The sequence below is a fragment of the Paracoccus contaminans genome (assembly GCF_002105555.1).
GTDB lineage: Bacteria > Pseudomonadota > Alphaproteobacteria > Rhodobacterales > Rhodobacteraceae > Paracoccus > Paracoccus contaminans.
In genome coordinates this window covers 1,405,357-1,417,582 of sequence record NZ_CP020612.1, presented here as the reverse complement: position 1 = coordinate 1,417,582, position 12,226 = coordinate 1,405,357, and the positions used below count along the sequence as shown (strand labels likewise).

General features: G+C 70.2%; 12 protein-coding genes. 5 read left to right on the top strand and 7 right to left on the bottom strand.

What is annotated here, in order from left to right:
* Positions 1-47: 47 nt before the first annotated feature.
* From B0A89_RS06610 to B0A89_RS06590, 4 genes are all read right to left on the bottom strand, one after another.
* Positions 48-449 (bottom strand): sarcosine oxidase subunit delta, encoded by a 402-nt coding sequence (locus tag B0A89_RS06610; protein ID WP_085377465.1) that lies wholly within the window; start codon positions 447-449, stop codon positions 48-50.
* A gap of 245 nt (positions 450-694) precedes the next feature.
* On the bottom strand, positions 695-1,966 hold the full coding sequence (locus B0A89_RS06600) for a sarcosine oxidase subunit beta family protein (RefSeq protein WP_085377463.1): 1,272 nt from the start codon (positions 1,964-1,966) through the stop codon (positions 695-697).
* Between the two features lie 206 nt (positions 1,967-2,172).
* The gene (locus B0A89_RS06595; RefSeq protein WP_085377462.1) at positions 2,173-2,364 is read right to left on the bottom strand and encodes a DUF1127 domain-containing protein; all 192 of its coding nucleotides are present in this window, start codon (positions 2,362-2,364) and stop codon (positions 2,173-2,175) included.
* A gap of 324 nt (positions 2,365-2,688) precedes the next feature.
* The gene (locus tag B0A89_RS06590; RefSeq protein ID WP_085377461.1) at positions 2,689-3,405 is read right to left on the bottom strand and encodes a 16S rRNA (uracil(1498)-N(3))-methyltransferase; all 717 of its coding nucleotides are present in this window, start codon (positions 3,403-3,405) and stop codon (positions 2,689-2,691) included.
* A gap of 15 nt (positions 3,406-3,420) precedes the next feature.
* Here B0A89_RS06590 and ubiA point away from each other — a divergent pair, with 15 nt between their 5' ends.
* The 3 genes from ubiA (at position 3,421) to B0A89_RS06570 (ending at position 7,122) form a co-directional block, all read left to right on the top strand.
* Positions 3,421-4,365 (top strand): 4-hydroxybenzoate octaprenyltransferase, encoded by a 945-nt coding sequence (gene ubiA, locus B0A89_RS06585; RefSeq protein ID WP_085377460.1) that lies wholly within the window; start codon positions 3,421-3,423, stop codon positions 4,363-4,365.
* A 37-nt stretch (positions 4,366-4,402) separates the two neighbouring features.
* Positions 4,403-6,394, top strand: coding sequence for an OmpA family protein (locus tag B0A89_RS06580; RefSeq protein ID WP_085377459.1), 1,992 nt, complete (start codon positions 4,403-4,405; stop codon positions 6,392-6,394).
* A gap of 470 nt (positions 6,395-6,864) precedes the next feature.
* A complete protein-coding gene (locus tag B0A89_RS06570; protein ID WP_085377457.1) occupies positions 6,865-7,122 on the top strand; it encodes a hypothetical protein in 258 nt (85 codons plus the stop codon).
* 20 nt (positions 7,123-7,142) lie between these two features.
* Here the strand turns inward: B0A89_RS06570 and B0A89_RS06565 are convergent, their stop codons facing one another.
* Together B0A89_RS06565 and msrA are read right to left on the bottom strand one after the other, a co-directional pair.
* A complete protein-coding gene (locus B0A89_RS06565) occupies positions 7,143-8,012 on the bottom strand; it encodes a 50S ribosomal protein L11 methyltransferase (RefSeq protein WP_085377456.1) in 870 nt (289 codons plus the stop codon).
* Positions 8,012-8,686 carry a peptide-methionine (S)-S-oxide reductase MsrA gene (gene msrA / locus B0A89_RS06560; RefSeq protein ID WP_085377455.1) on the bottom strand — a complete coding sequence of 225 codons (675 nt, stop codon included), beginning with the start codon at positions 8,684-8,686 and terminating at the stop codon, positions 8,012-8,014. Before msrA ends, B0A89_RS06565 begins: the two co-directional genes overlap by 1 nt.
* Before the next feature lie 138 nt (positions 8,687-8,824).
* Between msrA and B0A89_RS06555 the strand changes: the two genes are divergently transcribed.
* Positions 8,825-9,796 (top strand): P1 family peptidase, encoded by a 972-nt coding sequence (locus B0A89_RS06555; protein ID WP_085377454.1) that lies wholly within the window; start codon positions 8,825-8,827, stop codon positions 9,794-9,796.
* Between the two features lie 78 nt (positions 9,797-9,874).
* On the opposite strand, the gene B0A89_RS06550 is transcribed toward B0A89_RS06555, so the two are convergent.
* The gene (locus B0A89_RS06550; RefSeq protein WP_085377453.1) at positions 9,875-10,543 is read right to left on the bottom strand and encodes a DUF1236 domain-containing protein; all 669 of its coding nucleotides are present in this window, start codon (positions 10,541-10,543) and stop codon (positions 9,875-9,877) included.
* 177 nt (positions 10,544-10,720) lie between these two features.
* On the opposite strand from B0A89_RS06550, the gene B0A89_RS06545 reads away from it, so the two are divergent.
* Positions 10,721-12,187: an NAD-dependent succinate-semialdehyde dehydrogenase gene (locus B0A89_RS06545; protein WP_085377452.1), complete on the top strand. Its 1,467-nt coding sequence runs from the start codon at positions 10,721-10,723 to the stop codon at positions 12,185-12,187.
* The last annotated feature ends 39 nt before the right edge of the window (positions 12,188-12,226 follow it).

The window sequence follows — 12,226 nt, the reverse complement described above, 5'->3', positions numbered from 1 at the left end:
CATGGCGGGCGATGCCTCGGGCCGGGCCGGGGCGGCGGGCCGCGCGATCATGCCAGGCTGTCCCGCGCGGGGGTGGGGTTTGCGGCATAGTCGTCCCCCGCGCGCCCCGCAGGGGCGGCCTCGACCGAGGCCGGGGCCTGCCAGCCGGGCCGCGCGGCCTGGATGCGGGCAAGCAGATCGGCGGGCGGGGCCTTGGACTGTGCCGGATAGGTGCCGAAGACCTGCAAGGTTACGCTGTCGCGGGCGGCCAGGAACCACTTGCCGCAGCCATAAGCGTGACGCCAGCGTTCGAACACGACGCCGCGCGTGTTCTGCCTGGCAAACAGATAATCCTCGAAATCGGCCTCCGAGGAGCCGGGACCATGGCGGGCGATATGCGCCTCGCCACCGGGGGCAAGCTCGGTCTCCTCGGCGTGAACGCCGCAATAGGGGCAGGTCAGGATCAGCATCCGTCAAACGGTCCGATAGAAGTTGTTGCGGTTGGATGTCATCGGGATGGCAGCCCGGCGGCAAGGCGGGGGGTTGCGGCGATCAGCCGGTCCGGCCTGTCCGGCCCGCCAGACGGCGCCGACCATGTTGCCTCGGCGCATGAGGCAAAGAGGGGCAATCGGCCTTTCGTTCAGCTGTGCCCCGCGCGGCAAGGCGGCCAGCACAGCATGGCGCAGCAGATCCCCGGCCTCTGGATCGCGGGCCATCAATGCGCCACCCCGGCGGCGACGCTTTCGTCGATGAACCGCCCTTCGGCAAAGCGTTCCAGCCCGAAGGGCGCCGCCAGCGGCCCCGGCGCGCCCTTGGCGACCAGTTCCGCCATCGCCCAGCCCGAGCCGGGGATCGCCTTGAACCCGCCGGTGCCCCAGCCGCAGTTGACGAAGATCCCCTCGACCGGGGTGCGCGACAGGATGGGCGAGCGGTCGCCCGTCATGTCCACGATGCCCCCCCACTGGCGCAGCATTTTCAGCCGGCTGAGCATCGGGAAGGTCTCGATCAGCGCGCGGACCGTTTCCTCGACATGCTGCCACGATCCGCGCTGGGTATAGTTGACGAATCCGTCGGTGCCGCCGCCGATCACCATCTCGCCCTTGTCGGATTGCGACAGATAGCCGTGGACGGTGTTGGCCATCACCACCGCGTCAAGGCAGGGCTTGATGGGTTCGCTGACCAGCGCCTGAAGGGCGATGGATTCGATCGGCAGGCGGAATCCGGCCATCCCGGCCAGAACCGAGGAATGGCCCGCCACGACGATCGCCAGCTTGTCGCATTCGATGCGGCCCTTGGCGGTGTTCACGGCCCGCACGCGCCCGTTCGCGGTCTCGACCCCCGTCACCGCGCAGTTCTGGATGATGTGCATGCCCATGGCCGAGCAGGCGCGCGCATAGCCCCAGGCGACGGCGTCGTGGCGCGCCGTGCCGCCGCGTTCCTGATACAGCCCCCCCAGCACCGGATAGCGCGGGCCGTGGATGTTGATGATGGGCACCAGGCGCTTCAGCTCGGCCGCCTCGATCCACCGCGTCGCGACCCCTTGCAGGTGATTGGCGTTGACCGTGCGCAGATAGCCGCGCTTTTCATGTTCCGTCTGCGCCAGCATGATCAGCCCGCGCGGGCTGAACATGACGTTGTAGTTCAAGTCCTGGCTGAGCGTCTCATACAGCTTGAGGGCCTTGTCATAGATCGCCGCCGAGGCATCCTGCAGATAGTTCGACCGGATGATCGTCGTGTTGCGGCCGGTATTGCCGCCCCCCAGCCAGCCCTTTTCGATCACCGCGACATCGGTGATGCCGAAGTTCTTGCCCAGGTAATAGGCGGTGGCCAGCCCATGCCCCCCGGCGCCGACCACGACGACCTGATAGCGCCGCCGTGGCTGGGGGCTGGCCCAGGCCGGGGCCCAGCCGCTGTGAAGGCGCATGGCCTCGCGCGCAATGGCGAACACCGAATAGCGGCGCGGCGGTGAAGAAGCAGTCGGGTCCATCGGCAAGCCCCGTGATTTCGGCAGGACATCCGCGCCACACTGGTCGGACGGGCACCGTCCTGCAAGACGGCTCGCGTCTTTTTTGCATCCGGCGAAAGGCCGGGCCGCGCCATTGCCTGAAAACCGGGCAGGGCCATGAAAAAAGGCCGGGGATGAACCCCGGCCCGCCAATCGCAAATGACAGAGGGTGAGCGATGCGGCCCCGATCAGAGACCGCGCGCGATCCGGTCGATGTCGCCGCGCGACAGCCCGATGTCGGACAGTTCGCGGTCGCTCAGACGGTTGAGCTGGTTGCGGGTCTCACGCACCTCCGCCCAGCGGCTCAGGGCCGCGCCCAGGCGCGAGAAGATGCCGGGACGCGAGGCGGCGGGGAAGCGGAAGGTTTCGACGGCAGACATGACATACCTTTTTTCTTGCAGGCCTGCCGCAGCGCAGCAGGATGAACATCTCGATGGCGGTGAGATAATCGGCAGATTGCCTTTCCGCTACGCACAGCGCCGAAACGCCGCCATGCGTCCGCTGCAACCATCCAGCCAGTCACGAAATATTAACATGCCTCGCATTTCCGAAAGGCAGCGAAAATCCTGTCAATCAAAGCGCAAAAAACAGAAGATTATTCGCTGAACAGCGCGGGTTTCGCCGACTGTTTTCGGGCAGCCCTGTCAATACGCAAGATGATGAACAATCGCTGACCCATGACGGTGGTGCGAATGCGTGGCGAATCACCAGTCGCCCAGCGCGGCCTGCCACAGCGTCAGGGCCGCGACGGCCGCGGTATCGGCCCGCAGGATCCGCGGGCCGAGGCTGATGCGCGCCACCCCCGCCATGCCGGCAAGGCGGGCCCGCTCGGCCTCGCTCCAGCCCCCCTCGGGGCCGATCAGGACTGCCCATGGCCCGCTTGGCAGCCCGGCCAGCGTCTGCGCCGGGCCGACCAGCGCCTCATCGGCCCACAGGATGCGCCGGGCGCTGTCCCATCCCTCCAGCAGCCGGGCCAGCGGTGTCAGCTCGGCCACCTGGGGAACGAAGGTGCCCCCGCATTGCTCGGCCGCCTCGACGGCATGGGCCTGCAGCCGGCCTTGGGCGATGCGCTCGGCATTGGTGTGATCGGTCTGCACCGGCAGGATGCGCGCGGCGCCGAGTTCGGCGGCCTTTTCGACGATGAAGTCGGTGCGCGCCTTCTTCAAGGGCGCAAACAGCAGCCAGAGATCGGGCGGATCGCGCTGCGGCGCCGACCGTGCGATCAGCGACAGCGCCCCGCCGCGCCTGTCCGCACGCTCGATCCGCGCGGTCCATTCACCGTCACGGCCGTTGAAAACGGCGATTTCGGCCCCTGGCCCCTGCCGCATCACCCCTGACAGGTAATGCGCCTGCTCTGGTCCCAGCAGCAGCGCTTGTCCGGGGACGAAGGGCTGATCTATGTAAAGCCTGATCTTTCCCATGCTGGCCGGAACCCTATGCAACCTACAGCGTCAACGCCAACGGTTTCCGACGCGCCGCAGGACAACTGGGTGGACCGCCGCGCCCCTGCGCGCTGGCGGCCCTTTCTGCGGCTGAGCCGCGCGGACCGGCCGATCGGCACCTGGCTGCTGCTGCTGCCATGCTGGTGGGGAACGGGGCTGGCCATGATCGTGGACCGGCCGCGCTGGGCCGATCTGTGGGTGGCGCTCGCCTGCGCCATCGGCGCGGCGGCGATGCGGGGGGCGGGCTGCACCTGGAACGACCTGACCGACCGGGATTATGACGCCATGGTGGCGCGCACCCGCTCGCGCCCGCTGCCCTCGGGGCAGGTCACGGTGCGGGGCGCGTGGCTGTGGATGGCGGTGCAGACGGCGCTGGGCGGGCTGATGCTGCTGACCATGAACGGGGCGGCGATCGCGCTGGGCGTCGCCTCGCTGGGGCTGGTGGTGATCTATCCCTTTGCCAAGCGTTTCACCTGGTGGCCGCAGGTGTTCCTGGGGCTTGCGTTCAACTGGGGCGCGCTGGTCGCATTTGCCGCCCATGGCGGCACGCTGCACCCGGCGGCGATGCTGGCCTATGCCGCGGGAATCGCCTGGACGCTGTTTTATGACACCATCTATGCCCATCAGGACACCGAGGACGACATCCTGATCGGGGTCAGGTCCACCGCCCGCCTGTTCGGCGAGGACAGCCCCCGCTGGCTTCTGGGCTTTGCCGCGGCGGCCGTGGTGCTGCTGTCCACGGCAGTCGCGGCGGCGCGGCCCGCGCCCCTTGCGGCGCTGGTAGCGATGCTGGGCATCGCCGCGTTCGCCGGCCATCTGTGGTGGCAACTGGGCCGGCTGCAGACCGGCGATCCGGCAGTGTGCCTGCGCCTGTTCCGGTCCAATCGCGATGCCGGTCTGATGGTTGCGCTCGCCCTTGTCCTTGCGGGGCTTGCATGAGCGGCGGGCCGGCGCGGCGGGCGGGGGGACATCGGCGATGATCCCTGCGCCGCGTCCTTCTCGCGCGCGGCGCGGCTGGGCCTGGCTGGCGGCCGCGATCCTGGCGGCGGCGGGCGGTGCGGGGGCCTGGCTGGCGGGCCAGTCTGCCGCGGCATGGGTCGAAAGCCGCACGGCCGGCGCGGCGCGGGCGGCCCTGGCCGAGGGGGGTTTTGGCTGGGCCGACGTGACGGCCGATGGGCTGGCGCTGCGCCTTGAGGGCACCGCACCCGATGAAAACGCGCGGCTCCATGCGCTGGCCGCTGTGGCGCGCAGGGTTCCGCTGGCGCGCCTTGACGATGGCGTTGCGGTCCGAAATGCCCGCGCCGGTGAAGCCCCGGCCTTTCGTCTGGAGATCCTGCGCAGCGCAGAGGGCGTTTCCGTCGCGGGGCTGGTGCCCGCCGCGCCGGGCGGGGCAGCCCTGGGCGCACGGCTGGGCCAGGCGACAGGCACCCCCGCACGGACCGATCTGGTCGAGCCTGCAGGCAGCCCGGCGCCCCCCGGCTGGAACGAGGCAGTCGCCTTCGCCATCAAGGCGGCCGGGCTTGCCCCGCGCGCCCGGCTGTCGGTTCTGCCCGGCCGCGTCACGATCACCGCGCTGGCCGACAGCGCAGGCGAAAAGGAACGGATCGGATCGGCGCTGCGCAAGGCGGTGCCGCCGGGGGTGGCGCTGATACTGGATGTCAGCACCCCCCTGCCCGTCATCGCGCCCTTCGCGCTGGATCTGGTGCGCGCCAACGGGGCGACGCGCCTGGCCGCCTGCGCCGCCGACAGCGCGGCCGCGCAGCAGCGCATCCTGGCTGCGCTGGGGGCGGCGGATGCGGCCTGCCCGGTCGGGCTGGGGGCACCCTCGCCTCGCTGGGCCGATGCGGCGGTGGCGGTGATCGACGCGCTGGGCACGCTGCCCGAGGGGCGGGCCGCAATCCGGGACAAAGCGGTGACGATGCAGGCACCCGCCTCTGTCCCCGCCGAGGTCTTTGGGGCGGCGCGGGACCGGCTGGCCGCGACGCTGCCGCCCGGATTTGCGCTGAGCGCGGCGCAGGATGCGCCTGCGGCCGCCGCCCCGGTCCGGTTCGACGCGATCGCCGCGGGCACGCGCCTGCGGTTGCGCGGCGCGGTTGCGGACGAACGGACGCGCGCGGCGGTCGAAAGCCTGGCGCGGGCGCAGTTCGGCCATGTGGACAGCCTTCTGGCCGTCAACCCTGCCGCCCCGGCGGGATGGACCGTGCGGGTGATCGGCGCGCTTGAGGCGATGAGATCCCTGCAGGAGGCCAGCGTCGCCGTGACGCCCGACGACCTGCGCATCGCAGGCACCACCGGAAGCCGGACGGCCGCCCGGGACATTGCGGCGGAACTGGGCCGGCGGATGGGACCGGGTGTCCCCTATCGGCTGGCGCTGACCTATGATCCGCGGCTTGACCCGGCGCTGGACATGCCGAGCGGGCCGGGCTGTGTCGCCCGCCTGAACGAGGCGGCGGCACAGGCCGAGATCGGCTTTCAACCGGCCAGCGCCGCGATCGCCGGGGATACCGGCCCGGCACTGGCCGCGCTGGCCGGGGCCATGCAGGGCTGCGGCGATTACCGCATCGAACTGGCATTTTACGCCGCCACGCCAGAGGCAGGGGCGATGGCCCTGTCGCAAAAGCGCGCGGATGCCGTGCTGGCCGCCATGAGCAAGGCCGGGATCGATACCGCCAACCTGGGCGCGATGGGCTATGGTCCGGCGGATCACGGCACAGGCGGGGAAGGCGACGGGGCCGAGGAAGGCGAGGATGACGCGGGGCCGGACAACCCGCGCATCGCGTTCCGCCTGCTTTCATCGGCCCCCGTCGGGGGACCGGCCCCGCCGGTCGTCACCCGCGGGGTGACCGAGGCGCAGCCCGCAGGGGGCGGCGAGGCCGCGGCCGCGGGGGCGGGGGCCGTGCCGCTGGTGGACCGCCTGTCCGGCCCGCCGCCTGCCCTCGGTCCCCCAAGCCCGAAACAGCCACGCTGACGCGGGGCCGCGGCACGATCGGCGGCCCTGGCCGGGAATGACGGGCGGAGCGCGAGCGATCCGCGACAAAGGCCCGCCGCGCCGGCCATGGCGCGGCGGGCCTGCAGGGCAGCGACGGCAAAAGCCCGCGCCGGCAAATGCAGGTGCAGCCCCCGTCGCCGCGCGTTCAGCCCGCGGGGCCGATCCCTCGCAGCCTTTGCCAAGGATGGCTGCATTAAGCGGCCACGGCATCCCCAATTGTGTGTGGATCGCAGCCTCCTGTCGGAACGGCGGGGACGGGCCGCCCGATCAGCTGGCCGGGGAACAGGGCAAGCCCAAGGGCACCGGGCCGCAGGCGTCCGGCCTGACCGCCGGCATCCCGATGGCCGCCAGCCTTGTCACCGATCCCGTGACGCCTGCTTGCATCGGTTCTGCTGCATGAGGGGGGCGCAGCTCTCGCTTGGGGCGGAAAAGCGCGTTATCACCGGGGCATGAACCACGATACTCTTGTCATGGCCATTGCAGGGGGTCTGCTCGCGGCCTTTGCGCTGGGCTGGCTTGCCGGATGGCTGACGCTGCGCGCAGGCGGCGATGCCGCGCGCGCCACGCCAGCGGCGGCCTTGCCGGTCTGCGACCAGCCCGCACAAGCGCCCGTGCAGCGCCCGTCCGGCGGCGGGGCGGCCGCGGAAACCCCGGCCGATCCGGGCCATGCGCCGGGCGACCTGCCGCAGGATCGGTCCGCGCCCTGAGGCGCGGCAGGCGCGGCCTCTCAGCCCCGCTGCACCACCAGCGTGGTCCAGTCGCCCAGATCGTCCCGGCTTAGCACCGGGATGCCCGCCTCGGCATAGGCGGCGGCAACCTCCTCGGCCTGCCCGGTCAGGATGCCTGACAGGATCGCCTGCCCGCCAGGGGCGAGATGACGGGCCATGTCGGGCGCCAGTTCGATCAGCGGCTGCTTGAGGATATTGGCAAAGACCAGGTCATAGGGCGCCGCATCATGCAGCAGCGGATGGCCGAAGCCCTCGGCCAGGACGCATTCGACCCGGCCGGCAAGGCCGTTGGCCAGCACATTCGCCTGAGCCGTCTCGACCGCCACGGGGTCGATGTCGCTGGCCAGGACCACCCCTGGCACAACCCGCGCCGCCGCCATGGCCAGCACCGCCGTGCCGCAGCCGATATCGGCGATCCGCTGCGGCGCCTCGCCCGCGTCGAGCATCCGGTCAAAGGCCAGCAGGCAGCCGCGCGTCGTGTCGTGATGGCCCGTGCCGAACGCCATCGCCGCCTCGATGCACAGCGCCTGGGCACCGGGCGGAACCTGGCCTGCATCATGGCTGCCGTGAACGAAGAACCGCCCGGCCGTCACCGGCGAGAGCGCGCGGCGGACATGGGCGACCCAGTCGACCTCGGGCAGTTCCGAGACGATGAAGGGCTGCGCGCCATGGGCGGCGGCCAGCAGGGCAAGGGCGATCTCGTCCGGCGGATCGGTGAAATAGACGCCGACCTCCCACCGGTCCGATCCGTCCTCGATCTCGAACACGCCGCTGCCGACCGGCGGGGGGACCAGATCGTCGCAGGCTTCGGCCAGGCCTTCGGCCGGGGCGCGCCCCTGCGCCTGGGTAAGCGCGGTCCAGGTCGGCATCAGACAGCCCCGCCAGCGCCCGCCACGACCGATCCGCCGCCCGCGGAGGAGGGCGACGGCTCGGGGTTGCCATCCGATGCGCCCGAAGCCGCCTCGCGCAGCGATTCGGCGCTGGACGCCTGCACACCCGTGCCGCGCAGGCCGCAATAGCCGTTCGGCACCTTGTGCAGGTATTGCTGATGATCTTCCTCGGGGGCGCGGTAAAAGGTGGTCAGCGGCGCGATCTGTGTGGTGATCGCCGGATAGCCCGCCACGGCAAGGCGGTTGTCGTAATCGGTCCGGCCGGTTTCGGCCGCGATCCGCTGGGCCTCGGTGGTGGTGAAGATGACCGAGCGATACTGGTCGCCCACATCGTTCCCCTGGCGGTTGCCCTGCGTGGGATCGTGGTTTTCCCAGAAGATCTTGAGGATCTGTTCGGTGCTGATCCGGCTGGGGTCATAGACGACGCGCACCACCTCGGCATGGCCGGTCCCGCCGGCGCAGACCTGGCGGTAGGTCGGGTTCGCGGTCGTGCCGCCGGCAAAGCCGACCTCGGTGGACCAGACGCCCTCCTGCTGCCAGAACAGGCGCTCGACCCCCCAGTAACACCCCATGCCGAGGATGATTTCCTCGAAACCGCTGGGAACAGGCTCGCCCAGGGGACGGCCGAAGATGGCGTGGATCGGAGCGGTCATGGCGGCTCTCTTTGCTGCTGCTGTGCATGAGGATGTAGGCGCGGGCGCGGCCGGGCACAACGGCTGCGCGCAAGGGCTTGCGCATGGGGGCACCTTCGGCTTGCCTGCGGGGCGCAACAAGGGCCGGAGGAAAGGCGATTGCGTCAAGGCACACGGAATCTGATCACCGACGTGGCTGGGCTGCGGGTCGGCAATGCCGGCGATGCGCGGCTGAAATCGGGGGTCACTGTCCTGACCGCCGATGCCCCCCTTGCCTGCGCCGTCCATGTGATGGGCGGGGCGCCCGGCACGCGCGAAACCGACCTGCTTGGTCCCGACAAGATGGTGCAGGCGGTGGATGCGCTGGTGCTGGCGGGCGGGTCCGCCTTTGGCCTTGCGGCGGCGGACGGGGTCATGGCGGCCCTGCGGGCCATGAAACGCGGCTTTGCGGTGGGCCCGGCGCGGGTGCCGATCGTTCCGGCGGCGATCCTGTTCGACCTGCTGAACGGGGGCGATCATGACTGGGCGGACAATCCCTATCCGGCCCTTGGGCGGGCGGCCCTGGAAGCGGCGGGCGCGGATTTCGCCCTTGGCTCGCACGGGGCGGGCAGCGGGGCGATGACCGCCAACTGGAAGGGCGGGCTGGGATCGGCCTCGGCCGTGCTGGAGGATGGCACCACGGTCGGCGCGCTGGTTGCCGTCAATGCGCTGGGGTCCGTCACCGCGCCTTCAGGGCAGCTATGGGCCGCGCCATGGGAACTGGACGGCGAATTCGGCGGGCGGGGCCTTGCCGGCCCCTATGCCCCCGGCGATGAGCCTGCCGCGATCAAGCGGCAGGGCGAGGCGACGACGATCGCCATCGTGGCGACCGATGCGGCCATGGACAAGGCCGGCCTGACGCGGCTGGCGGTCGCGGCCCATGACGGGCTGGCGCGGGCCATCGTCCCGTCGCACACGCCCCTTGACGGCGATCTGGTGTTTGCCGTTTCCACGGGCGCAAGGCAGACGGGCGATCCGTTCCGGTTGGGCCATGCGGCGGCCTGCACACTGGCGCGGGCCATCGCGCGCGGGGTCTTTGCCGCCGCGCCCCGGCCCGGCGATCTGCAACCCTGCCTGGCGCATCGCACCTGACCGGACGGCCGGCACAAAAAAGGGGCGAGGCCAAACGGCCCCGCCCAGTCATCGCATCAGGGAGATTGAGGGAAGCCCTTAGCGATAGATGTAAACGATCCGGCGGTCGGACGGGTTCACCAGGACCGGCTGCCCATTGATCGTAACATATTTGTAACCCGGCTGGTTGGGAATATCATACAGCGTGACCGTGTCGGGCACGCCCGCGCCCACGACGACCTCACCGTCCAGCACCACGGGCTGCTGCGGGTTGGCGTCGATATAGGTGCGGACCTCGGGGGTGGGTTCGGGGGTCGCGGCGTTGCCCGCCGTCCCGCCGATCGCAGCCCCGATCAGCGCGCCCACCGGGCCGCCCACGACCGCGCCCATCGCCGCGCCGCCGGCCGCGCCGACTGCGGTATTGGGCGCCTCGGCCGGGTTCTGGGCCGGGGTCTGGATCACGGTGACACCCGCTGCCTGGCGGTTGGGATAGAGCGGCTCGACCTTTTCGCCGATCGCGGTGGTCAGATAATCGCCATAGGCCCAGCCCTTCTGGTCCTTGTAGCTGACTTCGCACCAATTGGCCGATTCGATGCAGCCGTTGACCGATACCTTGTCGCCGTTGCCGATCACGGCGACGATCGAGGCGGTGGATTGCGGGGCCGACCGCAGGTTCAGGTCGGTCGCGGCGGTCGCGGTCGTTTCGGCGGCAGCCGCGCCCGCAAGGGCGGTGGCGGCCAAGGCGAGAGATGCGAGCAGCTTTGTCATTGTCGTTGTCCTTTCGGGCTTTGGGGGTTGCCCCCCGGCACGGGCACAATGCCTACGGGCTGCAACGGTTCGGCCGCGATCTTCACGTTTGCGGCAGCCCTTCGTGACGGGCGGGTGGACTTTGCCCAGGCAGGGTGATGACCTAGGCGCAATCCGCAAACCGCCGAGAGAGCCGCCATGAACGCCCATTCCACCGACCTGCGCACCCTGCTGAAAGATCCCTCGCTGCTGGAAACCCGCGCCTTTGTCGCCGGCGAGTGGGTTGAGGGCGAGAGCACCTTCGACGTGCTGAACCCCGCCCGCGGCGACGTGATCGCCAAGGTCGCCGACATGACCCGCGCCCACGCGGCCCGCGCCATCGAGGCCGCGCACAAGGCCATGAAGGGCTGGCAGGCCCGCACCGCCAAGGAGCGCGCGCAGATCCTGCGCAAATGGTTCGACCTGATGATGGAAAACCAGGATGACCTCGGCCGCATCCTGACGGCCGAACAGGGCAAGCCGCTGGCCGAGGCCAAGGGCGAGATCGCCTATGGCGCCAGCTTCATCGAGTTCTTCGGCGAGGAAGCCAAGCGCGTCTATGGGGAGACGATTCCGGGCCACCAGCCCGACAAGCGCATCACGGTGCTGAAGCAGGCGATCGGCGTCGTCGCCTCGATCACGCCGTGGAACTTTCCCAACGCCATGATCACCCGCAAATGCGGCCCGGCGCTGGCCGTCGGCTGCGGCTTTGTCGCCCGGCCCGCGGCGGAAACGCCGCTGTCGGCGCTGGCGCTGGCGGTGCTGGGCGAACGGGCCGGCCTGCCCAAGGGCATCCTGTCGGTCGTCACCTCCTCCCGCTCGTCCGACATCGGCAAGGAGTTCTGCGAGAATCCGCTGGTGCGCAAGCTGACCTTCACCGGATCGACCGAGGTGGGGCGCATCCTGCTGCGGCAGGCGGCCGACCAGGTGCTGAAATGCAGCATGGAGCTGGGCGGCAATGCGCCCTTCATCGTCTTTGACGACGCCGATCTGGACAAGGCGGTCGAGGGGGCGATGGCCTCCAAGTTCCGCAACAACGGCCAGACCTGCGTCTGCGCCAACCGCATCTATGTGCAGGCTGGCGTCTATGACGCCTTTGCGCAGAAACTGGCGGCGGCGGTGGACAAGCTGACCGTGGGCGACGGGCTGACCGATGGCGTGACCACCGGCCCGCTGATCAACAAGGATGCCGTCGAGAAGGTCGAGGAGCATATCCAGGACGTGCTGGACCATGGCGGGCAGGTCGTGACCGGCGGCAAGCGCAAGGACGGGTTGTTCTTTGAACCCACCGTCATGACCGGCGTGCGCGACGACGCCAAGGTCGCGACCGAGGAGACCTTCGGCCCCCTCGCCCCCCTGTTCCGCTTCGAGACCGAGGAGGAGGTGATCGAGAAGGCCAATGCCACGATCTTCGGCCTCGCCAGCTATTTCTATGCGCGCGACATGGCCCGGATCATCCGCGTGCAGGAGGGGCTGGAATACGGGATCGTCGGCGTGAACACCGGCATCATCTCGACCGAGGTCGCGCCCTTCGGCGGGGTCAAGCAGTCGGGCCTTGGCCGCGAGGGCAGCCATCACGGCATCGACGATTTCCTCGAGCTGAAATACGTCTGCCTGTCGGTCTGACATCCCCCGCGCAAGGGTTCAGGGGGCCGCCCGCGCCGG